Origin of the sequence: Acidocella sp. (assembly GCF_028687955.1) — a bacterium.
In the GTDB taxonomy this organism is placed as follows: Bacteria; Pseudomonadota; Alphaproteobacteria; order Acetobacterales; family Acetobacteraceae; genus Acidocella.
On the sequence record NZ_JAQTZC010000014.1, the window covers coordinates 1 to 22,623 of the forward strand.

General features: G+C 63.0%; 25 protein-coding genes and 1 tRNA gene. 12 read left to right on the forward strand and 14 right to left on the reverse strand.

The window, feature by feature from the left end; translation table 11 throughout:
- Window positions 1-357 precede the first annotated feature (357 nt).
- The 3 genes from PHE40_RS03225 to PHE40_RS03235 are packed head-to-tail and all read right to left on the reverse strand — an operon-like array spanning window position 358 to window position 2,565.
- On the reverse strand, window positions 358-1,095 hold the full coding sequence (locus PHE40_RS03225; protein WP_299957918.1) for a YiiX/YebB-like N1pC/P60 family cysteine hydrolase: 738 nt from the start codon (window positions 1,093-1,095) through the stop codon (window positions 358-360).
- Window positions 1,096-1,098: 3 nt separating this feature from the next.
- Window positions 1,099-1,650 carry a nucleoside 2-deoxyribosyltransferase gene (locus PHE40_RS03230; protein ID WP_299957921.1) on the reverse strand — a complete coding sequence of 184 codons (552 nt, stop codon included), beginning with the start codon at window positions 1,648-1,650 and terminating at the stop codon, window positions 1,099-1,101.
- Window positions 1,651-1,656: 6 nt separating this feature from the next.
- Entirely contained in the window at window positions 1,657-2,565 is a 909-nt protein-coding gene (locus PHE40_RS03235; RefSeq protein ID WP_299957923.1) for a helix-turn-helix transcriptional regulator, read from the reverse strand.
- Window positions 2,566-2,673: 108 nt separating this feature from the next.
- Here PHE40_RS03235 and hslV point away from each other — a divergent pair, with 108 nt between their 5' ends.
- From hslV to PHE40_RS03260, 5 genes are all read left to right on the forward strand, one after another.
- Window positions 2,674-3,225, forward strand: a complete 552-nt coding sequence (gene hslV / locus PHE40_RS03240) for an ATP-dependent protease subunit HslV (RefSeq protein WP_299957926.1) — start codon at window positions 2,674-2,676, stop codon at window positions 3,223-3,225.
- Window positions 3,225-4,532: an ATP-dependent protease ATPase subunit HslU gene (hslU, locus tag PHE40_RS03245; protein WP_299957928.1), complete on the forward strand. Its 1,308-nt coding sequence runs from the start codon at window positions 3,225-3,227 to the stop codon at window positions 4,530-4,532. The genes hslV and hslU overlap by 1 nt, the downstream gene beginning before the upstream one ends.
- Window positions 4,533-4,539: 7 nt before the next feature.
- Window positions 4,540-5,010: a disulfide bond formation protein B gene (locus tag PHE40_RS03250; protein WP_299957931.1), complete on the forward strand. Its 471-nt coding sequence runs from the start codon at window positions 4,540-4,542 to the stop codon at window positions 5,008-5,010.
- Entirely contained in the window at window positions 5,007-5,516 is a 510-nt protein-coding gene (locus tag PHE40_RS03255; protein WP_299957934.1) for a demethoxyubiquinone hydroxylase family protein, read from the forward strand. Before PHE40_RS03250 ends, PHE40_RS03255 begins: the two co-directional genes overlap by 4 nt.
- 86 nt (window positions 5,517-5,602) lie before the next feature.
- Window positions 5,603-5,788, forward strand: a complete 186-nt coding sequence (locus tag PHE40_RS03260; RefSeq protein WP_299957937.1) for a hypothetical protein — start codon at window positions 5,603-5,605, stop codon at window positions 5,786-5,788.
- 410 nt (window positions 5,789-6,198) lie between these two features.
- On the opposite strand, the gene PHE40_RS03265 is transcribed toward PHE40_RS03260, so the two are convergent.
- Window positions 6,199-7,524 carry an LLM class flavin-dependent oxidoreductase gene (locus PHE40_RS03265; protein ID WP_299957940.1) on the reverse strand — a complete coding sequence of 442 codons (1,326 nt, stop codon included), beginning with the start codon at window positions 7,522-7,524 and terminating at the stop codon, window positions 6,199-6,201.
- A 270-nt stretch (window positions 7,525-7,794) separates the two neighbouring features.
- Window positions 7,795-9,222, reverse strand: a complete 1,428-nt coding sequence (locus PHE40_RS03270; protein ID WP_299957943.1) for an aldehyde dehydrogenase family protein — start codon at window positions 9,220-9,222, stop codon at window positions 7,795-7,797.
- A 99-nt stretch (window positions 9,223-9,321) separates the two neighbouring features.
- Here PHE40_RS03270 and PHE40_RS03275 point away from each other — a divergent pair, with 99 nt between their 5' ends.
- On the forward strand, window positions 9,322-9,726 hold the full coding sequence (locus tag PHE40_RS03275; RefSeq protein WP_299957946.1) for a GFA family protein: 405 nt from the start codon (window positions 9,322-9,324) through the stop codon (window positions 9,724-9,726).
- Window positions 9,727-9,746: 20 nt separating this feature from the next.
- On the opposite strand, the gene pckA is transcribed toward PHE40_RS03275, so the two are convergent.
- Window positions 9,747-11,354: a phosphoenolpyruvate carboxykinase (ATP) gene (gene pckA / locus PHE40_RS03280; protein ID WP_299958032.1), complete on the reverse strand. Its 1,608-nt coding sequence runs from the start codon at window positions 11,352-11,354 to the stop codon at window positions 9,747-9,749.
- A 71-nt stretch (window positions 11,355-11,425) separates the two neighbouring features.
- Window positions 11,426-11,914: a pyridoxamine 5'-phosphate oxidase family protein gene (locus tag PHE40_RS03285; protein ID WP_299957949.1), complete on the reverse strand. Its 489-nt coding sequence runs from the start codon at window positions 11,912-11,914 to the stop codon at window positions 11,426-11,428.
- Window positions 11,915-11,973: 59 nt separating this feature from the next.
- On the opposite strand from PHE40_RS03285, the gene PHE40_RS03290 reads away from it, so the two are divergent.
- The 3 genes from PHE40_RS03290 to upp are packed head-to-tail and all read left to right on the forward strand — an operon-like array spanning window position 11,974 to window position 14,966.
- Window positions 11,974-12,675, forward strand: coding sequence for a response regulator transcription factor (locus PHE40_RS03290; protein ID WP_291424831.1), 702 nt, complete (start codon window positions 11,974-11,976; stop codon window positions 12,673-12,675).
- 28 nt (window positions 12,676-12,703) lie between these two features.
- The gene (locus tag PHE40_RS03295; RefSeq protein ID WP_299957957.1) at window positions 12,704-14,338 is read left to right on the forward strand and encodes an ATP-binding protein; all 1,635 of its coding nucleotides are present in this window, start codon (window positions 12,704-12,706) and stop codon (window positions 14,336-14,338) included.
- Between the two features lie 4 nt (window positions 14,339-14,342).
- Window positions 14,343-14,966, forward strand: a complete 624-nt coding sequence (gene upp / locus PHE40_RS03300) for a uracil phosphoribosyltransferase (protein ID WP_299957960.1) — start codon at window positions 14,343-14,345, stop codon at window positions 14,964-14,966.
- 37 nt (window positions 14,967-15,003) lie between these two features.
- On the opposite strand, the gene acs is transcribed toward upp, so the two are convergent.
- Window positions 15,004-16,938 carry an acetate--CoA ligase gene (acs, locus tag PHE40_RS03305; protein WP_299957963.1) on the reverse strand — a complete coding sequence of 645 codons (1,935 nt, stop codon included), beginning with the start codon at window positions 16,936-16,938 and terminating at the stop codon, window positions 15,004-15,006.
- A 326-nt stretch (window positions 16,939-17,264) separates the two neighbouring features.
- On the opposite strand from acs, the gene PHE40_RS03310 reads away from it, so the two are divergent.
- Both PHE40_RS03310 and PHE40_RS03315 read left to right on the forward strand, forming a co-directional pair.
- Window positions 17,265-17,468: a cold-shock protein gene (locus tag PHE40_RS03310; protein WP_284256130.1), complete on the forward strand. Its 204-nt coding sequence runs from the start codon at window positions 17,265-17,267 to the stop codon at window positions 17,466-17,468.
- Window positions 17,469-17,694: 226 nt separating this feature from the next.
- Entirely contained in the window at window positions 17,695-19,338 is a 1,644-nt protein-coding gene (locus tag PHE40_RS03315) for a long-chain fatty acid--CoA ligase (protein WP_299957969.1), read from the forward strand.
- Window positions 19,339-19,613: 275 nt separating this feature from the next.
- Here the strand turns inward: PHE40_RS03315 and PHE40_RS03320 are convergent.
- Window positions 19,614-19,688 (reverse strand) — tRNA-Met (locus PHE40_RS03320).
- A gap of 120 nt (window positions 19,689-19,808) precedes the next feature.
- Between PHE40_RS03320 and PHE40_RS03325 the strand changes: the two genes are divergently transcribed.
- Window positions 19,809-20,405, forward strand: a complete 597-nt coding sequence (locus tag PHE40_RS03325) for a nucleoside triphosphate pyrophosphatase (RefSeq protein ID WP_299957972.1) — start codon at window positions 19,809-19,811, stop codon at window positions 20,403-20,405.
- Here the strand turns inward: PHE40_RS03325 and PHE40_RS03330 are convergent.
- The 5 genes from PHE40_RS03330 to PHE40_RS03350 all read right to left on the reverse strand — a co-directional run bounded on the left by PHE40_RS03330 (window position 20,335) and on the right by PHE40_RS03350 (window position 22,570).
- Entirely contained in the window at window positions 20,335-20,763 is a 429-nt protein-coding gene (locus PHE40_RS03330; RefSeq protein WP_299957975.1) for a helix-turn-helix transcriptional regulator, read from the reverse strand. The two genes, PHE40_RS03325 and PHE40_RS03330, sit on opposite strands and share 71 nt — an antisense overlap.
- Window positions 20,760-21,269, reverse strand: a complete 510-nt coding sequence (locus tag PHE40_RS03335; RefSeq protein WP_299957978.1) for a Smr/MutS family protein — start codon at window positions 21,267-21,269, stop codon at window positions 20,760-20,762. Before PHE40_RS03335 ends, PHE40_RS03330 begins: the two co-directional genes overlap by 4 nt.
- Entirely contained in the window at window positions 21,256-21,462 is a 207-nt protein-coding gene (locus PHE40_RS03340) for a hypothetical protein (RefSeq protein WP_299957981.1), read from the reverse strand. Before PHE40_RS03340 ends, PHE40_RS03335 begins: the two co-directional genes overlap by 14 nt.
- A gap of 30 nt (window positions 21,463-21,492) precedes the next feature.
- Entirely contained in the window at window positions 21,493-22,299 is an 807-nt protein-coding gene (locus PHE40_RS03345; RefSeq protein WP_299957984.1) for a transglutaminase family protein, read from the reverse strand.
- Window positions 22,300-22,369: 70 nt separating this feature from the next.
- Window positions 22,370-22,570 (reverse strand): DUF1192 domain-containing protein, encoded by a 201-nt coding sequence (locus PHE40_RS03350; protein WP_299957987.1) that lies wholly within the window; start codon window positions 22,568-22,570, stop codon window positions 22,370-22,372.
- Between the last annotated feature and the right edge of the window lie 53 nt (window positions 22,571-22,623).

Here is a 22,623-nt window from a genome sequence, read left to right on the forward strand (position 1 = left end):
CGTGGAGCGGTTACGCAAAAAACCTTATAACGCGTTGTTATTTTTAGTAAAGATTTCGCTTGCACCCCAATTTGTGCGGATTTGATACGAAAAAACAATAAAAAACAATAATACCAGTCAGCCTTAAGGCTGACTGGTATGCGCGCGGGGCTGGTGGGGCGGCCGCGCGCAAACTCAAGAGCTTATACCAGCCCGCCACCAAACCCAGAGAGTCAAGCTCTTGGCGGGCTGGTATAAAAAGCCGGTCTCGCGCGTCAGAGCCTGATTGGTTTGAGTGTGATCAGGCTCTGGTTATTTTTCTGACGGCGATTCACGCTTTCGGCTCGCTCAGCTGAGCGAACCTCAAACGATCGCGCTCTAGTCCAGCCAGACAAGACGGTGATAGTCGAAATGGGACGGGGTATCGGGCTTGATGATCTCGAAAAAGGGGGAGACGTCAAAATCGCGCGGGACGAAGAGTTCCGAGCCATGAATGTGGAAAATTTCCAGGGCGCGGCGGCGGGTGGCGGGGTGGGCCAGGGCTTGTTCGGTGATTTCCGGCAGGATCGGGTAGCCGATGTTTTTAAATGCCTGGGCGATGAGGGTGGAGCAGATGGCGCGCGTGGGGTCGGCGGAGAGGAAGCCGATGGCGCGCCGCCGCCAGCGCTGCGGCACGGGGAGGGGGAAGAGGTAGCGCGCGAGGTCAACGACGTAGCGCAGATCGTACTGGGTGCCGAGTTTGCTCATCGCGAAATCAACCACGGCCTGACGGTCTTGCGTGGAGAGGCCAATGGGGCGGCAGATGCGGACATGGTAGGGTAGCAGGGCTTCCAGGTTGAAGCGGCGCACGCCGGCGATGATGTCAGCCTCGATGCAGTCCGGGCTGCCGCCGGGGGCGGCGTCGCCGGCGTAGAGCACGGCGTGCGACCAGGTGGACTGGGTGAGGTATTTGACCATCGAGCTGATACGCAGGCGGCCTTCGACGAGGATGACATCGCCCGGCTGGAGCAGGGCGCGGAACTGGCGGAGGTCAACCGGGAAGACGGGCGGCGCGTCCACCGGAACGGTGAGGAAGCGGGCGATGGCGTGGCCGATGGCCTGTTGGATGCGGCGCAAGGGTTAGGGCCCCAGGTGGCGCACCGCCGCGGCGACGCAGAGTTCGAAAATATCCAGGGAGTCGAAGGGGCGGGAGATGCCGTCCGGCGGGAGGGTGATGGGCAGGCCGCCGCCATATTCCACGCAGCCTGGGATCATGAGGTTGTCGGGCAGGTTGAATGGCTCGATGGCGAGGCCGGGGAGAGGGTCCGCCACGGCGGCGGCCTGCGCGGCGCTGCGTTCGGCGAAGGAGGCGGCGGTGTTGGAATAGCCGAACACCGGGCGGGCACGGCCGAGGAACCAGCCGATTTCCACCAGGGTGCCGGAATCGGCCGAGGCGCCGCGGAAGGGGGTGAGGTTGGCAATGACGAGGTCACTGGCTTGCATCATGGCGATGTCGTCAAGGTAGATCTGGCGCCAGAGAATGTCCGGCGGCAGGGACAGGTCCAGCTTGGGGTTGAAGGGCGCGAGCCCGGTGAGGCCGTGGCAGGCGCAGATGGCGATTTTTGCCGCCGCGTTGGCCGCGGCGCTTGGGAGAAATACATCCGGTCCGGCGAGATAGGCTGTGCGCGCCATGGCGGGTCAGGCCGGTTTGAGCTGGTGTTCGGCCAGCGCGGCCATTAGCCCGGAGAAGGCCTCATCGACGGTTTTGCCGCTGGTGTTATAGGCGGAATCCGCCTTGGCGTAGAAGGCGGCGCGGCTTTCCAGGGTGACGCGAAGGTCCTCGATGGCTTTGCGGCTGTCGGCCATTTGGCGTTGTTCGCCCTGGGCGATGACGCGGTTCATGTGGTCCTCGGGGTCGGCCTGGAGCCAGATGGTGAGGCAGTTGGTGAGCAGCAGGTCAAAGGTTGAGGGGTCTCCGACGAGGCCGCCGGCGGTGGCGATGACGCAATGGGGGTAGGTTTGCACGGCATCCTCCAGCGCCTGGCGCTGGTAGCGGCGGTAGGCGTTGGAGCCGTAGAGGGCCTGGATTTCCACCGGGCTGCAACCGGCGATGCGGGTGATCTCGGCGCGCAGCTCCACGAAGGGCCAGCCAAGCTGAGCGGCGGCCATGCGCCCCAGGGTGGATTTGCCGGCGCCGCGCAGGCCCACGAGCGCGATGTGGTTGCGCCGCTGGCCGGGGGTGATGGCGCCGAAGAGCTCGGCCAGGGCCTTGTGGGCGCGTTGCAGCTCCTCCGGCCCACGGCCGTGCAGGAGCTTGCGGATCATCAGGCCTTCGGGGGTGCTGGTGGTCTCATCGCCGAGCAGCTCGGCCAGGGAGGAGCCCAGCGCCAACGCCACCTGCTGGAGCACCAGCACGGAGACATTGCCGATGCCCGACTCGAGATTGGCGAGATGGCGCTCGGACACGCCGGCCTCCTCGGCCAGCATGCGCCGGGACATGCCGCCGCGCGCGCGCAGCAGTTTGACACGCTGGCCGAGGCCAGAGAGGAGCGGGTCTTTTTCGGAGGGACTGGCTTCCATTGCTTTGAAGGGGGATTGCGGGCTCATACGCCTGTGTATCATCGCCTTCCGGCCGCCAAAAGGGTTTTGACGAAATATATTGCAGGAGCGGAGGCTCCCTTGTCTGCACGCGGTTGAGGTGCCATTTCTGCGGGCATGACAAATCCAAATGATCCGGTCGGCTGGCATGGCACGACAATTTTATGTGTGCGGCGCGATGGCGCGGTGGCGCTGGCCGGGGATGGCCAGGTGAGCCTGGGCAATACGGTCGTGAAGGGTAATGCGCGAAAGGTGCGGCGCATCGGCAATGGGGCGGTGATCGCGGGGTTCGCCGGGGCGACGGCGGATGCTTTTACGCTGCTGGAGCGGCTGGAGGCGAAGCTGGAGCGTTTTCCCAATCAGCTGGAGCGGGCCTGCGTGGAGCTGGCCAAGGATTGGCGGATGGACCGTTATCTGCGGCGGCTGGAGGCGATGCTGATTGTCGCCGACAAGGAGCGCGGCTTTACCATTACCGGCAATGGCGATGTGCTGGAGCCATCGGATGGGATTATCGCCATTGGCTCCGGCGGGAATTATGCGCTCTCGGCGGCGCGGGCGCTGATGACGGTGCCGGACCTGGCGGCCGAGGAGATTGCCCGCCGCGCGATGAAGATTGCCGCGGATATTTGCATCTACACCAATGAAAACCTGATTGTTGAAACACTGTAATGGAAACACCCACATATTCGCCGCGTGAGATTGTTGGCGAGCTTGACCGGTTTATCATTGGGCAGAACGACGCCAAGCGCGCGGTGGCGATTGCGCTGCGCAACCGCTGGCGGCGGTTGCAACTTCCCGAGGATATGCGCGATGAGGTGGTGCCGAAGAATATTCTGATGATCGGGCCGACGGGGTGCGGCAAGACCGAGATCGCGCGGCGGCTGGCGAAGCTGGCGCAGGCGCCGTTCATCAAGGTGGAGGCGACGAAGTTTACCGAGGTTGGCTATGTGGGGCGCGATGTGGAGAGCATTGTGCGCGACCTGGTGGAGGCGAGCATCACCATGCTGCGCGAGCAGAACCGCAAGGGCGTGGAAGCCAAGGCGGAGCTGGCGGCGGAAGAGCGGTTGATCACCTCGCTGGTGGGCGAGGGGGCCAGCGCCGATACGCGGGTGAAATTTCGCCGGATGCTGCGCGCGGGTGAGCTTGAGGACAAGGAGATCGAGATTTCGCTCAGCGAGGGCGGGGGCGCGCAGATCGGCATGATCGACATGCCGCAGAATGGCGCGATCAACCTTGGGGATATGATGAAGGGGATGTTCGGGCGCCAGGCCAGCAAGCGCAAGATGCTGGTGCCTGACGCGCGCCGGGCGCTGGAGCGCGAGGAGGCTGACCGGCTGCTGGATACCGAGGCGCTGACCAAGGATGCGCTGCGCCATGCGGAGAGCAACGGCATCGTGTTTCTCGACGAGATCGACAAGATCTGCGCCAAGACCGAGGGCGGGTTCAGGGGTGGGGATGTCTCACGCGAGGGGGTGCAGCGCGATTTGCTGCCGTTGATCGAGGGGACCACGGTTTCCACCAAATACGGGCCGATCAAAACGGATTATATTCTCTTCATAGCCTCGGGGGCTTTTCATGTCGCCAAGCCGGCGGATTTGTTGCCCGAATTGCAGGGGCGGTTGCCGATACGGGTGGAGCTATCTTCGCTCTCGCGGGAGGATTTCAGGCGGATTCTCACCGAGCCGGAGCATTCGCTGCTGAAGCAGTATAGCGCGCTGCTGAACACAGAGGGCGTGAATTTGACGTTTGCCGATGATGCGGTGGATGCGCTGGCCTCGCTGGCGTTTGATATTAACGACCGGGTGGAGAATATCGGGGCGCGGCGGCTGGCCACGGTGATTGAGAAATTGCTGGAGGAGATCAGCTTTTCCGCGACTGACCGCGCGGGAGAGAGCGTGGTGGTGGATGCGGCCTATGTGAATGAGAAGGTTGCGCCGCTGGCTGCCAAGGGCGATCTCAGCCGGTTTATTCTGTGAGCATTTGATGAGATATCGTATCGCGGGCGCGTTGGCTGCCCTTGTGGCCCTGGGTGCGCTGGGGGTCGCGTATTTCGCGCAATATGTGCTGCTGCTGACACCGTGCGAACTCTGCCTGTGGGAGCGCTGGCCTTACCGTATTGTGGTGGTGCTGGGGTTGCTGGCGGTGTTGCTGCGCCGGGGCAGCGCGCGGGTGCTGCTGGGGCTGGCGGCGCTGGCGATGATCGGGGATGTGTTGATCGCCGGGCTGCATGTGGGGGTGGAGTTTGGCTGGTGGGCCTCGCCGTTGCCCGAGTGTAACGGGATTCTCACGCCCGGCGCGGCGTTGCCGATGGTGCCGGCAACGCCTTGCGACAAGCCGGTGTATTTGATCGCGCATTTGCCTGTATCCATGGCGCTGATGGATTTTTGCGGGGCGTTGCTGTTTGCCACGGCGCTGCTGGTTTATGTGCTGAAAAAGCCAAGGAAGTTTAAATGAGCGCGCAGGTGAAGCGGTTCATCCGGGTGGACCATGCCGGGGAATACGGCGCGGCGCGGATTTATGCCGGGCAGCTGGCGGTGCTGGGGCGTGGCGCGCAGGGGCCGGTGATAGAGCATATGCGGGCGCAGGAGTTGGAGCATCTGGAGCGTTTTGCTGAGATGATTCCCGCGCGCCGGGTGCGCCCGACCGCGCTGCTGCCGTTCTGGCATGTCGCGGGCTTCGCGCTGGGGGCGGCCACGGCGGCGCTGGGTGAAAAGGCGGCGATGGCCTGCACAGTGGCGGTGGAAGAAGTGATAGACGCGCATTACGCCGGGCAGGAGGCGGCGCTGGACGAGCGGGAGGCGGCGTTGCGCGAGACGATTGCCACGTTCCGCGCCGAGGAGCTGTCGCATCGCGATATCGGCCTGGCGAACGGGGCGGAGCAGGCGCCGGGATACCGGCTGTTGACGGCGCTGATTAAAACCGGCTGCCGCGTGGCGATTAAACTGAGCGAACGGGTTTAGAGTGCGATGACTTCAGATTAACCCGTCTCGCGGGCTAATCTACAGAAATCATATCGGGGATTCCCCAGACCGTACATAAATTACCTTTGGATAAAAGTGTAGATGAAAATTTGGCAGCCTTGGATTTCGCAAGTATGTTTGACCGACTCATCATCGGACCGACTTCTTATCCGGTGGTCATTGGCGAGGCGTTGACTACTGCATTGATGCTCACCGGCGTAAATAATGCGGGATTACGTGTGACCGTTTCCGATATTCCAATCCGCACTTGATTGAACTTCACGCCAATGGGTTGTCAAAATGTCGGTTTATGATCAACGAGACAGACGGAACCCGCTTAGCAAGCGTAGGGTGGGCATAGCCAGCCATCCATTCCGGGACCTGATGGGCAAATAATCGGTCGGTACACGAATGGTGGGCGTTGCCCGCCCTACTTGTCTCGTGTCTGCTTTCGGGCACGCTGGAAGTGGGATGCAATGTCCACCTTGGGCGCAATGCTGAACGTCGGCTGAACCGCACCTCAATCCGATTGAACGATTGTGGGGGCTGACTCGCTCAGTACCGCGCGCAAGGGACACGCTTCCTGTGTTTCAGTTTTTAACAGCCTGCTGCCAGCAAGTATCCGGAAGCGCGTTTCAAATGGCATTTAAGGAACCGCCCATTTTCCCCCCTGATCGCAGCATTAACGGAAAAACCTGTTCGCTGGGCGCGGCAGGCCAAGGTGTTCGCGCAATGTCGTGCCTTCGTACTCGCGGCGGAACAGGCCGCGCCGTTGCAGTTCGGGGATAACTTGATCGACGAACTCCTCTAGCCCGGCGGGCACGGTGTGGAACATCAGGTTGAAGCCATCGGCTGCTCCGGTGAGAAACCATTCCTCCATCTGGTCGGCGATATCGGCCGCCGTGCCGACAAAGCTGTTGCCGCCATAGCTGCCGGCCCGCGCCGCGAGCTGGCGGACGGTGAGGTTTTCCCGCCGCGCGCTGTCGATCACCCGTTCGCGGCTGGATTTGCTGGCATTGGTTTCCGGGATGTCCGGCAACGGGGCGTCCAGCTCAAAATGCGAGGCATCGACGCCAAGCGCAACGGAGAGGGAGGCGAGGCCGCTATCGGGGTGAACCAGGCTGTCGATAAGGTCTTTTTTGGCTTGCGCCTCGTCCCGGGTGGCCCCAACGACAACCAGCGCGCCGGGCAGAATTTTCAGATGTTCCCGATTGCGGCCCAATTTCACCATGCGCCCTTTCACGTCCGCGTAGAATTCACGGGCGGCGTCGAGCGGGCCGCCGGCGCCAAAGACCATTTCAGCGGTTTCAGCCGCGAGCTGGCGGCCGGCTTCCGATGCGCCGGCTTGCACGATGACCGGCCAGCCCTGTACCGGGCGGGCGACATTGAGCGGGCCGCGGACCTTGAAAAATTCGCCCTGGTGATTGAGCACGTGCATTTTATCGGGGTCGAAGAACACACCGGAAGCCTGGTCGCGCAGAAAGGCGTCGTCGGCGAAACTATCCCACAGCCCGGTCACCACGTCGTAGAATTCACGGGCACGGCGGTAGCGTTCTGCGTGGTCGAGATGGTCATCGAGACCGAAATTGCGCGCGGATTCCGGATTGCCGGTGGTGACGATATTCCAGCCGGCGCGGCCATTGCTGAGCGCATCCAGTGACGCAAAGCGGCGGGCAACGTGAAAGGGCTGGTCGTAACTGGTGGAGCCGGTGGCAATGAGGCCGATGCGCTCGGTAACGGCAGCCAGGGCTGGCAGCAGGATCATGGGGTCGAAGGAGGTAACCGTGGCGCTGCGCTTGAGCGCCTGGATCGGCATGTTGAGCACGGCCAGGTGATCGGCCATGAAAAAAGCATCGAATTTGCCGCGTTCAAGGGTCTGCGCAAAGTGTTTGAGCGCGGCGAAATTGAAATTGGCATCGGTTTGCGCACCGGGGTAACGCCACCAGGCAGTGTGAATTGAAACCGGGCGCATGAAGGCGCCGAGATGCAGTTGCCGGGCTTGCGTCATGCCATTCTCTCCTATGTTTTTAGGCATATAGGGCACGGGATCGGGAATCTGAACCGCGCCGGGTTTGCCGGAGGCCATTTGGTTTGAGTCAGGCCACCATAGCCAGATCGTTCATATGTTCATAGTAGCGCTTCGGCGCTGGGCCAGGGCCCGCGATCACTGTGATGCACGAGGCCATCCTGCTGCGCGGGTGGGGTAATACCAGTCAGCGTTAAGGCTGACTGGTATTACCCGGAAGCAAAACCCAATTCAGCTATTTCCTAACAAGCCCTAAGCGCCGTAGCCGATCATGCCTTTGATTTCGAGCATGTCATTCAGGCCGAAATCCACATATTCACGGCCGTTGCCCGATTGCTTGTAGCCGCCGAAGGGAGCGAACAAATCCCATTCGGGATAGTTGATGTATACGCTGCCCGCCCGCATTTCACGCGCCACCGCGCGGGCTTTTTCCAGGTCCTTGCTCTGCACGTAAGCCGCCAGGCCGTAGACTGTGTCGTTGGCGATCTCGATCGCCTCGTCCAGCGTGTCATAAGGCAGGATCGAGAGTACGGGGCCAAAAATCTCCTCGCGCGCGATGGTCATGTTGCGCGTGACATTGCCGAACACGGTTGGCTTCACGAAATAGCCGCCGCTCAGGCCATCGGGGCGGCCCAGTCCGCCGGTTGCCAGCGTTGCGCCCTCCTCGATGCCGGTTTTGATCAGGCGCTGCACCTTGTCAAACTGAACCTGGCTGACTAGCGGCCCCAGCACCGTGCTGTTGCCAAAGGCCGGACCGACCGTCTGCTTGGCGGCTTCATCGGCGGCGATGGCCATCGCCGCATCGTGCATCATGCGCGGCACCAGCATGCGCGTTGCCGCATCGCAGGACTGGCCGCTGTTGACGAAACAGGCGCCGACGCCCTGGCGTACGGCGGCGTCCAGATCCACATCGGGCAGCAGGATGTTGGCGGATTTGCCGCCAAGCTCCTGCGCGACGCGCTTCACTGTATTAGCCGCGGCCTTGGCCACCAGAATTCCCGCGCGGGTGGAGCCGGTGAAGGACATCATGTCCACACCAGGATGTTCGGCGAGTTTCTGGCCGACGGAGGGCCCATCGCCGTTGACCATGTTGAACACGCCCTTGGGCAGCCCGGCCTCATGCATGATCTCGGCGAAGATGATCGCGTTGACCGGCGCGATTTCGCTGGGTTTGAGCACCATGGTGTTGCCGGCCGCAATCGCGGGGGCGACCTTTGAGACGATCTGGTTCAGCGGCCAGTTCCAGGGGGTGATGAGCCCAACGACACCGAGGGGTTCCTTCACCACCAGCGTGGTGCCGCGCTTCTCGCTCCACTCGAAATTCGGCAGCGCCTTGATCAGCGCGGCAAAATGCGCCTGCCCGGCGACAACCTGCGCCTCGCGCGCAAAGCCGATGGGCGCGCCCATTTCATGTGCGCAGGCATCCGCGATTTCACCCATCCGGCGTTCATAAATCGCCAGGCAGGTTTTCAGCAGCTCCAACCGTTCCTTCGGCGTGGTGTGCGAGAACGAGTGGAAAGCCGCCCGCGCCGCTGCCACGGCTTTGTTTACATCGGCAACGCTGCCGCCGGAAATCTCGGTATAGGGCTGCCCGGTTGAAGGATCGATGACGGTGATGCGGTTGGGCACCACCGGGTCAACCCAGGCGCCATCGATGTAGAATTTCAGGTTATTGGACATTTGCTCTCCTGTGCAGCTGCGGTGTGTTAAGCATGGCCGGTAAAACCGCGGTCAGCGGTGGTGCTTGCCATGACGTGAAACTGGTCAGGAGTTTAGCAGATGCGGCTTACGGGTGCTTGTCTTTGCAGCGCAATCGCCTATGAATTTTTGTGCGCAGGCGGCGAGGTTGCCGATTATTGCCACTGCCGCCAATGCCAAAAATCCAGCGGCGCGCCGGTGCTGGCTTGGATTCAGGTGGCGCCGTCAAACTTCCGCATTACGCGCGGCCAGGCCAGGGCCTATGGCTCATCGGCCCATTCAACCCGCTGGTTCTGCCCCGATTGCGGCACGCCGCTGTATATGACCGACAGGGAAGGCCGGTCGGTGGGGATCACCCTGGGAACGCTGGATACCCCCAACGCCATCCACCCCACCGTTCATGGCTGGGATTGCGAGCGCCTGGAATGGTTTGCCACAACTGACAGCCTGCCGCGCTACGCGAAGGCACCGCCTTACGATTTGTAGGGCGGCGCCAGGGGGCAGCTTTAAGCCGCGGCGCGGATGGCGGCGGCCTTCACATCTTCGTCGACCAGATCGGCGAAGGTCGAGAAATTATCGACGAAGCGCTGCACCAGGCCTTTGGCGGCCAGGTCATAAGCCGCGGGGTCGGCCCAGGCGGTGCGCGGGTCGAGCACCTCGTCGGGCATGTTGTTCACATGCAGGGGGATTTGCAGCCCAAAGAACGGGTCGGTGCGGTATTCCACATTGTCCAGCTCGCCCGCCAGGGCGGCGCGCAGCAGGGCGCGGGTATGGGTGATGGACATGCGCTTACCCACGCCATAGGCCCCGCCGGTCCAGCCGGTGTTCACCAGCCAGCAGGAGGCGCCGGTTCTGGCGATGAACGCCTGCAGCAGCTTGCCATAGACCTGCGGGTGGCGCGGCAGGAAGGGCGAGCCGAAACAGGTTGAGAAGGTGGCCTGCGGCTCGGAGCCGAGGCCCTTTTCCGTCCCGGCGACGCGCGCGGTGTAGCCGGAGAGGAAGTGGTACATTGCCTGCGCCGGGTTGAGCCGGGAAATCGGCGGGAGCACGCCGAAGGCATCGGCGGTGAGCATGATGACGTTTTTGGGCGTTCCGCCGCGGCCGGAAAGCTCCACATTGGGGATGAATTCCACCGGGTAGCAGGCGCGGGTGTTCTCCGTATAGGTCTGGTCGGTCAGGTCCAGGCGGCCTTGCGGGTCGGCCACGACATTTTCCAGCACGGTGCCGAAACGGTGCGACGCAGCCCAGATTTCCGGCTCGTTCTTCTGGCTGAGGTCGATGACCTTCGCGTAGCAGCCGCCTTCGAAGTTGAACACGCCTTCCGGCCCCCAGCCATGCTCGTCATCGCCGATCAGGCGGCGGGCGGGGTCGGAGGAGAGGGTGGTTTTGCCGGTGCCCGAGAGGCCGAAGAACAATGCGGCGTCTTCCTGCGGGCCGATATTGGCGGAGCAGTGCATCGGCAGCACGCCGCGCTCCGGCAGGATCCAGTTCATCACCGTGAAGATCGATTTTTTGATTTCACCCGCATATTGCGTGCCGGCGATGACGATCATCTTTTCCGCGAAGGAGAGTACGACGGCGGATGAGGATTTCACCCCGTCGATGGCGGGGTCCGCCTCGAAATCCGGCGCGTGCAGAATCACATAATCGGGCACGAATCCGGCGAGGTCTTCCGCCGGCGGGCGGATGAACATGTTGCGTGCGAACATCGCGTGCCAGGCGCCCGTTGTAACCAGGCGGATGCTGATGCGGTTTGCCGGATCGGCCCCTGCGTAGACGTCTTGCGTGAAGAGCTCGCGGCCCTGCAGATATGCCTGCACGCGGCCTTTGAGCATGGCGAAGCTGCTTTCCGGTAGCCGCTGGTTGACCTTGCCCCACCATACACTCCCGGTGGTGGAGGGTTCATCGACGACAAATTTATCCCCGGCCGAGCGCCCGGTATGCACGCCGGTGCGCACGATAAGCGCGCCGTCAGCCGAGAGCCGGCCCTCGTTTTTGCGCAGGGAATGCGCCACGAGAGCCGGGGCGGTGAGGTTGGCGTGCAGTGCGGCGGCGACGCGAACACCTGTGCCGGCGAGGGGAACTGCATCATGGAGATTGGCGAGATCGGTCATGTGGGTCACGGTTGAAACGTTCCTCTCTGGCTGCAATCTGTTTCTTCATAAGCAGCGTAATATACCTTGTATCAACCGGAATACTTCTCAAAAATGAGGTTAATTTCATGCTGCAATGCGGCGAGCTGCAGCCGGGACGCAGCGGCAAATCCGCCGACATAATGCGCGTCGTTCACTTCCAGGCGCCATAGGTTGAAATCCGTGAACCCGGCATATTGGGCGGCATAGGGGTGTATCCGTAGGAAGCGTTCACGGGCTGTGGGGGCGGTGCTGATCCGCGCCGTGCCGCTGAGCAGCAGCCGCGGGGCCGTCTGCGGGTTTTCATCCACGGGGGCGCCGGTGATCAGCAGGGCGCAGGCCGGGTTGGCGCGCAGGTTTCTGGTGTGGGCCGCAAGGTCTGAGAGCAGCAGGAGGGGAGCGCCGTCCGCCGCTGGCGCCGGTGTCGCAAGGGCGGCATGGGGCAGGCCGGCCGGGGTTGTGGTGGCCAGAGTGCCCGCCCGCGCGGTTGCAAGCAGGCTGGCCGCCTCCGCGTAAAAATTCCGCTCTTGATTTGCTGCCATAATCCGGTCACTCCCACGATGCACTTGACACTTATGTCCGTAAATATGAGTCCCAGTAGATGAAACACACAATTGCCCTGGTCGATGACGACCGCAACATCCTTACCTCCGTCTCGATGACGCTGGAACAGGAGGGGTTCGACGTGCGGACCTTCACGGACGGTGAGTCGGCATTGCAGGCCCTTTTGGCCAAACCGGCCGACCTTGCGGTGCTGGACATTAAAATGCCGCGCATGGATGGCATGGAACTGCTGCAAAAATTACGCGCACGCTCGGCCATGCCGGTGATCTTCCTCACCAGCAAGGACGATGAGCTGGACGAGTTGATGGGTCTGCGCCTGGGCGCGGACGACTACATTACCAAGCCGTTCAGCCAGAGGCTGCTGCTGGAGCGTATCCGCGCCCTGCTGCGCCGCAACGAGGCGTCCAAGGCCGAGGGGTCGGGCGCTGCCCCCGCGAGCGTTTTAACCAGGGGCAACCTCACGCTGGACGAGACCAAGCACCAGTGCCTCTGGAAGGGCAAGGACATCCAGCTTACCGTCACCGAGTTTCTTCTGGTGAAGGCTCTGGCCCAGCGCCCCGGCATGGTGAAGTCGCGCGACCAGCTGATTGACGCCGCCTATGGCGAGAACGTGTATGTGGATGATCGCACCATCGATAGCCATGTGAAGCGTCTGCGCAAGAAATTCCGCAACGAGGATGGCGAGTTCGACCAGATCGAGACGCTCTACGGGATCGGCTACCGCTACAAGGAAGCGTAAGTTTGCATATGACCGTCCCGGCCGCCGCATGACGCATAAAAAACCCCGCCTTTCGCGGCTGCTGCGCGATATCCTGCTGGTCAACCTGCTCCCCGTGGCGTTGATATTCGCGGCGCTGTTCTATCTGGACCAGTATCAGCAGGGGCTGCTCAGCGCCGAGGTTTCCGCCTTGCGTGAGCAGGCGCGGATTTACGCCAGCGCCGTGGCGCAAACCGCCGTGCAGGAAAACACCAGCGGGGCCACCATCAATCCGGATCTGGCGCAGCCGCTGCTCTACCAGCTGACCGAGCCTTCCCCCAACGCGCAGGCGCTGATCTACGGGCCGGATGGCGAGTTGATCGCCAATTCGCGCGTGCATCCCGGCCCTGGCGGGGCGATTGTTACCGAACCGCTTGCCGCGCCGCCGCCGCAGGGGTTTTTCCCCCGCGCGATCAGCTTCATTTACGACCAGTTGCTGGGGTCCGTGGCGGGGCCGGTTGATGAAACCGGGCTCGTGGGCTCCGGCGCCGGGCAGAACCCGGCCACCTTGGGCTGGCAGCCCGATGCGCGTCAGGCTCTGCAACTCACCAGCGCCGGCCCGGACCAGGAGGCTCCGCCGTTTGTGCGGCGCGACAAGCAGGGGCAGTTGCTCATTACAGTCGCCGAGCCGATCCAGCGCAGCCAGCAGAGCGTGGGGACGGTGCTGCTGACGCGCGAGGCCGCCGAGGTGGACAGTGCCGTGCTGGCGGTGCGAATTTCCATCCTCGGTCTGTTCGCCCTGGCGCTGGGGCTTACCGTCATCGTCTCGTTCTATCTGGCCCGTACCATCGCCAGCCCGATTCTGCGGCTGGCCGGGGCGGCAGCACTGATGCGAGAGGGCCGCGCGCGCACCCAGGCGCTACCCGAGAGCATAACCGAGCGCAACGATGAGATCGGCACCCTGGCCCGCGCGCTGGATGGCTCGGCCAAAGCGTTGTGGGCGCGGATGGACGCGATCGAGCAATTTGCCGCCGATGTCAGCCATGAGATCAAAAATCCGCTGTCCTCCATCCGCTCGGCCATTGAGACACTGAGCCGCGTCGAGGACCCCGCCCGTGCCGCGCGCCTGCTCGCCATCATCACCCAGGATGTCGCCCGGCTGGACCGGCTGATCACCGATATCTCGGATTCTTCGCGGCTGGATTCCGAGCTTTCGCGCAGCAAGATGGATATCGTCGATATGGCGCGCATTCTCGCCACGCTGGCCGAGATCCACGATGCCACCCGCAAGGAAGGCGGCCCCTATGTGGTGGTGGACGCCCCGGCGGTGGGGCTTTTCGTGCGCGGGGCGGAAAACCGGCTGGTCCAGGTGCTGCGCAACCTGATTGGCAATGCCATTTCCTTCAGCCCGCCCAATGGTAAAATCTGGCTACGCGGGCGCGAGACCGGCGGCATGGTGGAGTTGGCGGTGGAGGATGAAGGCCCCGGCATCCCCGATGCCAAGCTGGACGGTATTTTTGACCGTTTTTATTCCGAACGGCCGCAGAGCGAGCAGTTCGGCAGCCATTCCGGCCTGGGCCTCTCCATCTCCCGCCAGATCGTCGAAGCGCATCTGGGCCGCATCTCGGCCGAGAACCGGCGCAATGAGGAAGGCGCCATCATCGGCGCGCGCTTCGTGATCAGACTGCCAAAAGCCGAAGGGTGAGCAAATGGTTACCGTGATCGATCATCCTCTGGTGCAGCATAAGTTGACCTTGCTGCGCCGCAAGGAGACCACCACCGGCGAGTTCCGCCGCCTTTGCCGGGAAATCGCGTTGCTGCTCGGCTATGAGGTGCTGCGCGATCTGCCGCTGGAGCCCATCACCATCGAAACGCCGCTGGAGCGGATGCAGGCGGTGCAGGTCTCGGGCAAAAAACTCTGCTTCATCTCGGTGCTGCGGGCCGGGGAAGGGATTCTGGACGGTATTCTGGATCTGGTGCCCTCGGCGCGGATTGGCCATGTGGGGCTGTACCGCGACCCGGTGACGCATGAGCCGGTGAAATATTATTTTAAGGTGCCTGAGGGCATGGCCGAGCGCTTGTGCATCGTGGTGGACCCGATGCTCGCCACCGGCCACTCAGCCGCCGCCGCCGTGACCATGTTGAAGGAGGCCGGCGCAAGGCGGATCAAATTCGTCTGCCTGCTCGCCGCACCCGAGGGGCTGGCGTGGTTTGAGGCCGCGCACCCGGATGTGCCGGTGTTCGCCGCCGCGGTGGACCGTGAGCTGGACGACCACGCCTACATCCACCCCGGCCTGGGCGACGCCGGGGACCGGCTTTTTGGCACGAAGTAGGGCCGGCCAGGAGGCAACGCCCCCTGGCCCTGAGGGCTCAACCCGCCCGGTTATCCACCAGGTCAGTCACTACGCCCGGGTCAGCCAGGGTGGAGGTATCGCCCAGGCTGTCGGTCTCGTTGGCGGCGATCTTGCGCAGAATCCGGCGCATGATTTTGCCTGAGCGGGTTTTCGGCAGGCCCGGCGCCCATTGGATCACATCCGGCGCCGCAATCGGCCCGATCTCCTTGCGGACCCAGGCGACAAGCTCTTTGCGCAGCGCCTCGGTCGGCTCCGCATCGGCCACCAGGGTTACGTAGGCATAGATGCCCTGGCCCTTGATCTCGTGCGGGAAACCGACCACGGCCGCTTCCGCGACTTTGGGGTGCAGCACGAGGGCGGATTCCACCTCCGCGGTGCCCATGCGGTGGCCAGAGACGTTGATCACGTCATCAACCCGCCCGGTGATCCAGAAATAGCCGTCGGCATCGCGGCGCGCGCCGTCGCCGGTGAAATACAGACCCTTGAAGGTAGAGAAATAGGTCTGCACGAAGCGGGCGTGGTCGCCGTAGAGCGAGCGCATCTGCCCCGGCCAGGAATCGGCGATGCAAAGGTTGCCCTCGGTGGCGCCGTGCAGGCGCTGGCCTTCGCCATCCACCAGAATGGGGAACACGCCCGGCAGCGGCAGCGTCGCCGAACCCGGCTTCTGCGCGATGGCGCCGGGCAGCGGCGAGATGAGAATGCCGCCGGTCTCGGTCTGCCACCAGGTATCCACGATCGGGCAACGGTTCTCGCCGACCACCCGGTAATACCAGTTCCACGCCTCGGGGTTGATGGGCTCGCCCACCGAGCCCAGAATCCGCAGTGATTTGCGGGAGGTTTTGTGCACCGGGCCTTCGCCGTCACGCATCAGGGCGCGAATGGCGGTCGGCGCGGTGTAGAAAATATTCACCTGATGCTTGTCGATGACCTGCCAGAAGCGCGAGGTGTCCGGGTAGTTGGGGATGCCCTCGAACATTAGCGTGGTGGCGCCATTGGCCAGCGGTCCGTACACGATATAGGTATGGCCGGTTACCCAGCCGATGTCAGCCGTACACCAGTAAACCTCGCCGGGGTGGTAGTCGAACACATATTGATGCGTGAAGCTCGCCCACACCATGTAGCCGCCGGTGGTGTGCAGCACGCCCTTGGGCTTGCCGGTGGAGCCGGAGGTGTAGAGGATGAACAGCGGGTCCTCGGCGTTCATCTCGACGGGGGTATGAACCGGCGAGGCGGCGGCGGTTACATCCTCGTACCATACGTCGCGCCCGGCCTGCATCGCCACATCGCCGCCGGTGGCCTTCACCACGATCACGTTTTTCACTGACGGGCAGGATTTCAGCGCTTCGTCCGCGTTCAGCTTCAGCGCCACCTTGCGCCCGCCGCGGCGGCCTTCATCGGCGGTAATGAGCGCCACGGAGTTGCAGTCTTGAAGCCGGTTGGCCAAAGAGTCGGGCGAGAAGCCGCCGAACACCACGGAGTGGATCGCGCCGATGCGCGCGCAGGCGAGCAACGCCACCGCCGCTTCCACGATCATCGGCAGGTAGATGGTGACGACATCGCCCTTTTTCACGCCCTGGGCGCTCAGCGCATTGGCCAGGCGGCAGACCTGCTCGTGCAGGGCCCGGTAGGTCACCTTTTTGGAATCATTCGGGTCATCGCCTTCCCAGATGATCGCGACCTGATCGCCGCGTTCGGCCAGATGCCGGTCCAGGCAGTTGGCGGAGGCGTTCAGCGTGCCGTCCTCGAACCACTTAATCGAGACATCCCCGGTGAAGAACGTATTTTTGATCTTGGTGGGGGTCTTTACCCAGTCAATGCGCCGGGACTCCTCCGCCCAGAATTCGTCCGGTGCCGAGGCCGCGCGCGCGGTCATCTCATCATAACGGGCTCGTGGCATCAGGGCCGCGGCTGCAATTTCTGGTTTTACCGGTACAATATCCGCATCAGACATATTCGACGCTCCATATCTATTATAGGCTTGATTGCTTATGCCAAGAATTGCGCGGCTTCGGAAGCCTGTCCCAAATTTTAGCACATAGCGAACCGGGGCCGCAGGAAAAATCAGGCTTCAGGAAGGGGCGTGCCGTGGCGGAGGGATTAGGAAGTCGTTGACAATACCAAAGGTTTCTGCGCGAGATTTGGGGGCAATCGACTTTGGCTTGACTTGGGAACGCGCTCCCGGCGACCGGACGCATACAAGATTAACCAGAACCCGGTTGTCCCTCAATCCGCGCGGCAGGCGCGCGGCGGGCCAATGTTAAGGAGCGACGACGAGTAATGGCTACCGGCACTGTTAAGTGGTTCAACACCACCAAAGGATATGGTTTTATTGTTCCCCAGGACGGCGGCAAGGACGTGTTCGTCCACATTACCGCTGTGCAGTCCGCAGGTCTGCGCGGCTTGAACGAGGGCCAGAAGGTCACGTTCGACATCGCGATGGAACGTGGCAAGGCAGCCGCGATCAATCTTAAAGCGGTCTGAGCCGCAGCGCCGGCGTGATGCCGGTTGAACCGGGTTCGCGCAGGCTAAACGGGGTCCTCGGGCCCCGTTATTTTTGTTGCGCTGGGTGAAAAACACCGCTACCCGGGCATATGGTTCAGGGTATGCTTGGCAAACGGGCTGCGGGCTGAACGGAGCTGTCGCCGGTGCTGAATGATGACTCTTCCACAATACCGGGTCTGCGCGGCGGCATCATGAGGGGGAAGGCATGGACGGTTTGAACACGCCGCAGCCGGTGCCGGTCTTTGAGCCGGCGGGTGAGCCGGCCTTTGCCATGCTCGACGATGCCGTGCGCCGGTTCGCCACCCGGCCGGCGCTTGATTTTCTGGGCCGCCGCTGGAGTTATGGGCAACTGGGCCAGCTGACCAACCGTGCCGCCGCCGGCCTGCAGAAGCTCGGTGTCAGGCAGGGGGTGAATGTCGGCCTTTGCCTGCCCAACTGCCCTTACAGCGTTATCATGTACCATGCCATCCTCAAGGCCGGCGGCACGGTGGTTAACTTCAACCCGTTGTATACCTTGTCCGAGATCGAGGCGCAGGCGCGCGAAACCGATGTCACGATCATGGTTTCCATGGATCTTGCCCTCATCCAGGACAAAATCGGCAAGCTGGCGGCGGGCGGGCTGTTCAAGCGTGTCATCGTCTGCCCGATGGCCTCCCTCCTCACGCCGCTTAAAGCCATCGCGTTGCGGCTGTTCAAGCGCAAGCAACTGGCGCGGGTTCCTGATCATGCCCCTTATGTAACATTCGAGCGGCTGACCTCCGGCCTGGCGCAGCCAGCCCCCGTCGCGGTCGATCCGGCCCGCCATATCGCGGTGCTGCAATTCACCGGCGGCACCACGGGAAAGCCGAAGGCCGCCCAGCTCACCCATGCCAATATCAGTGTGAATGTCCGCCAGGTGCTGGCGGCGCTGCCTGGCGTTATCCCTGGCGAGGAGCGGATGCTGGCAATTCTGCCGCTTTTTCACGTCTTCGCCATGACCGCCGTGATGAATCTGTCGTTGAGCATCGGCGCTGAGATTATTCTGCTGCCCAGGCTGGACCTGAAGCTGCTGATGCGAACCATTCACCGCCGCCGCCCGACCATTCTGCCCGGCGTGCCCACGCTCTTCACCGCCATCAGCAACGCCGCCGAGGCATCGGGCAAAACCGATCTGAGCTTCATCAAATTCTGCGTCTCCGGCGGCGCTCCGCTCTCCGAGGAGGTGCGCGCCCGATTCGAGCGCATTTCGCGTTGCCATATCCTGGAAGGCTATGGCCTTTCGGAAACCTCGCCGGTGCTCACACTTAGCCTGCCGGGGACGGGCAAGCGCGGCAGCGTCGGGCGCGCGCTGCAAGGCACAACCATTGAAATTCGCGACCTTGAAAACCCGGTGGTGATTCTGCCGCAGGGCGCGCGCGGCGAGATTTGCGCGCGTGGGCCGCAGGTGATGCCCGGTTACTACCACCAGCGCGAAGAAGCCCAGGTTTTCATCGATGGCGCCTTTCGCACCGGCGATATCGGCTATCTCGACGAGGATGGCTATCTCTTCATCGTTGACCGTATCAAGGACATCATCATCTGCGGTGGTTACAATGTTTATCCCCGCACAATCGAGGAAGCGGCCTACCAGCACCCCGCCGTGCAGGACGCCATCGCCATCGGCGTGCCGGACGCGTACCGTGGCCAGGCGCCGAAGCTGTTTGTTGCCTTGCGCCCCGGCCAGCAGGCCACCGGCGCGCAAATTCTGGAATTTCTGCAAACGCGCCTGAACAAAATTGAAATGCCAAGGTCGGTTGAGGTGCGCGAGACCCTGCCGCGCACCATGGTCGGCAAACTCTCCAAAAAGGAATTGCTGGCCGAGGAGACGTGATTAATACCAGTCAGCCTTAAGGCTGACTGGTATGCGCGCGGGGCTGGTGGGGCGGCCGCACGCAAAATCAAGAGCTTATACCAGCCCGCCACCAAACCCAGAGAGTCAAGCTCTTGGCGGGCTGGTATAAGCGCCTTCCTGGGGGACAAAAAAGCCGCGGCATCCGCGCTCGGTGGCGCTCGTCAGAGCTTACGAAACCAAATGGCAGCCCTGGATTGTGAGAGGCTAAGCCATTGATAAAATTTTGATAATTTTAATTTTTACCAGGGAAATACTGGTAGCGACGGGCGGATTTGAACCACCGACCAAGGGATTATGATTCCCCTGCTCTACCGCTGAGCTACGCCGCCATGCAGTGCAGCAGCGGGGTAATGCGGTGGCGTGGAGAAGTCAATGCGGATAAAACAGAGCCGAATTTTGCAGTTGCCCGCTTGCCTCCGTGGAGGGGCGGCGATGCCGGAGAAATGGTGATGGAGACGCGGATGCGGCTGATTCTGGCGAGCGGCTCGCCGGCCCGGCTGGCGATGTTGCGCCAGGCCGGGCTGGTTTGCCGGGTGGTGCGGCCTGATGTGGACGAGTCGGCCCTGAAGCGGGGGTTTGCGGGCGAGGTGCCGGCGCTGGCGCTGACCCTGGCCGCCGCCAAGGCCGCGCGGGTGGCGGTGGATGAACCGGGTGCGCTGGTGATCGGGGCTGACCAGGTGCTGGAGTGCGAGGGAGAGGTTTTCGGCAAGCCCGGCGGCATGGCCCAGGCGGCGGCGCAACTGCGGCGCCTGCGCGGACAGGCGCATACGCTGGTGACGGCGGTTTGCGTGTATGAGGGCGGGCGGATGGTATGGTCCGACGTGGCGCAGGCGCGGCTGAGCATGCGGGCGCTCTCGGATGAATTTATCGCGGCGTATTTGCAGGCTGAGGGCGAGGATGTGCTGGGTTGCGTGGGTGTGTACCGCCTGGAAGGGCTGGGAGCGCAGTTGTTTTCGGCCATCGAAGGGGATTTTTTCACGATTCTGGGTTTGAATCTGCTGCCTTTGCTCGGGTTTTTGCGCGCGGCGGGAGCGATTCGGACGTAGCTTCCTGGGCGGCGTCCAGGAGTTTGTGCATGGCGGCGACGGTTGGCGGGTCCAGGTCGCGTAAGGCGCGGGCGATGCGGTTGCCGAGCGCGGTTTGCTCGGGGGTCAGCCCGGCGGTGTGGAGTTTCAGGCGGGGCCGGGAGAGTTTGGCCAGGGCTTTCAGCTCGTCGGCGTCGTCCCAGATGAGGCCGAGGTAGGAGCAGATCTGGTGGATCAGCCCGGCGCTGGGGGCACCGCGCCGGCCGTGTTCAAGTGCTGAAAGGTAGGCGGGAGAGACTTCCAGGGCGGCGGCCATGTCGCGTTGCAGGATGCCGCGTTCGGTGCGCAGGCATCGAAGTTTTTCGCCAAAGGGGGTCATGCGCGCAGGCGGCGGAGCAGGATGCGCACCGAGCCGGTGTTGGCGGCGTGCGGGTGGGCGATGGCCAGGATGAGCGGGCGCAGCGAGGGGGCGTTGAGCCAGTACGGCAGCTCGCGCGAGAGGATCTCGCCTTTGCCGGTGATGATTTCGATGCAGCGGAGCTGGCTGGAATAGGAGTGCTCGATGAAATGAATGACCGCGTGATGCGCGCGCGCGGCGGTGTGGCCGTGCAGGTCTAGCCGCTGGACGGCGCGGATTTTGCCGGTGGCGAATTTTTTCCAGGTGGATTTGTCGAGTCCGGTGGGGGTGGTGTCCAGGCTGATATAGGGGGCGTGGCCGGCTGGGGCGCGCGGCTTGAGCGGCGGGTCAAGCGCGGGGGCGGTTTGGGCTGAGGGTTCGGGCTCCACGGGCAGGCGGGTTTTTCCGGGCATTAGGCGCGAGAGCGTCTGGCTGTAGGCCGCCCAGAGCTTCAGGTCAGCCGTGGAGAGCGCTTTAGCCCTGGCCATTGAGGATCAAGATATGCAGGCGGCGCGGGCCGTGGGCGCCGAGTTCCAGGGTTTGCTCGGCGCGCAGGAGGTCTATCGCGGCCTGGCGCTTTTTGGCGAAATGGGGCTTCGCGCGGGCCAGCCCGCGCTGCAGCCCGGCATTGCCGATTGCGCTTGTGGTGTTCTCCTTAAAGGCCGCGAGGCTTTGCAACATCTGCATTCTCCATCGGGTGCCGATATTGAGTCAGATTGCCTCGTGGGTCCAGATGGTGAAACTTTCCAGCGTGTTGGGGCCGAAGGTAGTGGAGATGGCGACATCGGTGGCGTCCCGCCCGTGGGCGATGAGCACGCGGCCCTGGCGGGGTTTGTTGTTGCGTGGGTCGAACATGTGCCAGGCACCGCCCAGATAGGCTTCGAACCAGCCGGCGAAATCGCCCGCGGAATAGGGCGGGGGCTCGCCGATGTCGCTTAGGTAGCCGGTGCAGTAGCGCGCGGGAATGTTGAGGCAGCGGCAGAAGGTGAGGGCCAGATGCGCGTAGTCGCGGCAGACGCCGGTGCCTTCGTTATAAGCTTGCAGGGCGGTGCGGGTGGCGCGGGCCTTCATGTAGTCGAACTTGATATGGTGATGCACGAAGTCGCACACCGCCTGTACGCGCGCCCAGCCGGGCGGGGTGGCGCCGAAGAGCTTCCAGGCGGTTTCGCTCAGCTCGTCGGTCTCGCAATAGCGGCTGCCGAGCAGAAACAGGAGGGTCTCGTCCGGCAAATCCTGCACCGCGTGTTGCGCGGCTAGTGGGAAAACGGGATCTGGCAGGCCGGAATCGGCCACCGTGCCGGCACTGGCGATGCGCACGCGCCCGGCGGGGGCGGTCAGCCGGGTGCACCAGTTGCCGAAGCTGTCCCGGTAGGAGGTGCGGGGCACGCTGGGGGTGATGGTCATGACGTCAGGGACCAGAATGTCCGGCGCGCGGGTGTAGTGGACGCCCAGGAGCAGGACCATCGGAGTCGGTTGCGGGAATTGATAGATGAGTTCGTAGCCGACGGCGATTTTCAAATGCTTTGCCCCTTACGGCCGCGGCGGCCGCTGAACTGCTTTACAGCAAAGCGGCGGGGGGGATACGGCTCTATGGGGGCTGGCGCTTGAAAAAAGCCTCGGCGGCGTTGCGGTGGGCCTGTTTGGCGGCAATGGCCATTTTGACGCGGGCGATCTCGGCGTGCAGATCACCGATATAGGCTTCCAGCTCATCCACCCCGAGCTTATCCAGCACCGGGGGAACCAGAATTTTTTTTGACGGGCGAGGGAGGTCTTCTTCAGGATTTGTCATAAAACGATCTTGACCGATGGGTAGCGTGGGTTCCATACCCCGCGCAAGGTTAA

What these genes read in the sequence shown, in the direction of transcription:
- hslV (WP_299957926.1), top strand. Translation starts at nt 2,674, where the DNA reads ATGACAAATCCAAATGATCCGGTCGGCTGGCATGGCACGACAATTTTA.
- acs (WP_299957963.1), bottom strand. Translation starts at nt 16,938, where the DNA reads ATGTCTGATGCGGATATTGTACCGGTAAAACCAGAAATTGCAGCCGCG.
- upp (WP_299957960.1), top strand. Translation starts at nt 14,343, where the DNA reads ATGGTTACCGTGATCGATCATCCTCTGGTGCAGCATAAGTTGACCTTG.
- PHE40_RS03325 (WP_299957972.1), top strand. Translation starts at nt 19,809, where the DNA reads ATGGAGACGCGGATGCGGCTGATTCTGGCGAGCGGCTCGCCGGCCCGG.
- PHE40_RS03295 (WP_299957957.1), top strand. Translation starts at nt 12,704, where the DNA reads ATGACGCATAAAAAACCCCGCCTTTCGCGGCTGCTGCGCGATATCCTG.
- PHE40_RS03275 (WP_299957946.1), top strand. Translation starts at nt 9,322, where the DNA reads ATGCGGCTTACGGGTGCTTGTCTTTGCAGCGCAATCGCCTATGAATTT.
- PHE40_RS03350 (WP_299957987.1), bottom strand. Translation starts at nt 22,570, where the DNA reads ATGACAAATCCTGAAGAAGACCTCCCTCGCCCGTCAAAAAAAATTCTG.
- PHE40_RS03230 (WP_299957921.1), bottom strand. Translation starts at nt 1,650, where the DNA reads ATGGCGCGCACAGCCTATCTCGCCGGACCGGATGTATTTCTCCCAAGC.
- hslU (WP_299957928.1), top strand. Translation starts at nt 3,225, where the DNA reads ATGGAAACACCCACATATTCGCCGCGTGAGATTGTTGGCGAGCTTGAC.
- PHE40_RS03265 (WP_299957940.1), bottom strand. Translation starts at nt 7,524, where the DNA reads ATGACGCAAGCCCGGCAACTGCATCTCGGCGCCTTCATGCGCCCGGTT.
- PHE40_RS03235 (WP_299957923.1), bottom strand. Translation starts at nt 2,565, where the DNA reads ATGAGCCCGCAATCCCCCTTCAAAGCAATGGAAGCCAGTCCCTCCGAA.
- PHE40_RS03340 (WP_299957981.1), bottom strand. Translation starts at nt 21,462, where the DNA reads ATGTTGCAAAGCCTCGCGGCCTTTAAGGAGAACACCACAAGCGCAATC.
- PHE40_RS03270 (WP_299957943.1), bottom strand. Translation starts at nt 9,222, where the DNA reads ATGTCCAATAACCTGAAATTCTACATCGATGGCGCCTGGGTTGACCCG.
- PHE40_RS03250 (WP_299957931.1), top strand. Translation starts at nt 4,540, where the DNA reads ATGAGATATCGTATCGCGGGCGCGTTGGCTGCCCTTGTGGCCCTGGGT.
- PHE40_RS03255 (WP_299957934.1), top strand. Translation starts at nt 5,007, where the DNA reads ATGAGCGCGCAGGTGAAGCGGTTCATCCGGGTGGACCATGCCGGGGAA.
- PHE40_RS03315 (WP_299957969.1), top strand. Translation starts at nt 17,695, where the DNA reads ATGGACGGTTTGAACACGCCGCAGCCGGTGCCGGTCTTTGAGCCGGCG.
- PHE40_RS03310 (WP_284256130.1), top strand. Translation starts at nt 17,265, where the DNA reads ATGGCTACCGGCACTGTTAAGTGGTTCAACACCACCAAAGGATATGGT.
- PHE40_RS03335 (WP_299957978.1), bottom strand. Translation starts at nt 21,269, where the DNA reads ATGGCCAGGGCTAAAGCGCTCTCCACGGCTGACCTGAAGCTCTGGGCG.
- PHE40_RS03290 (WP_291424831.1), top strand. Translation starts at nt 11,974, where the DNA reads ATGAAACACACAATTGCCCTGGTCGATGACGACCGCAACATCCTTACC.
- PHE40_RS03285 (WP_299957949.1), bottom strand. Translation starts at nt 11,914, where the DNA reads ATGGCAGCAAATCAAGAGCGGAATTTTTACGCGGAGGCGGCCAGCCTG.
- pckA (WP_299958032.1), bottom strand. Translation starts at nt 11,354, where the DNA reads ATGACCGATCTCGCCAATCTCCATGATGCAGTTCCCCTCGCCGGCACA.
- PHE40_RS03330 (WP_299957975.1), bottom strand. Translation starts at nt 20,763, where the DNA reads ATGACCCCCTTTGGCGAAAAACTTCGATGCCTGCGCACCGAACGCGGC.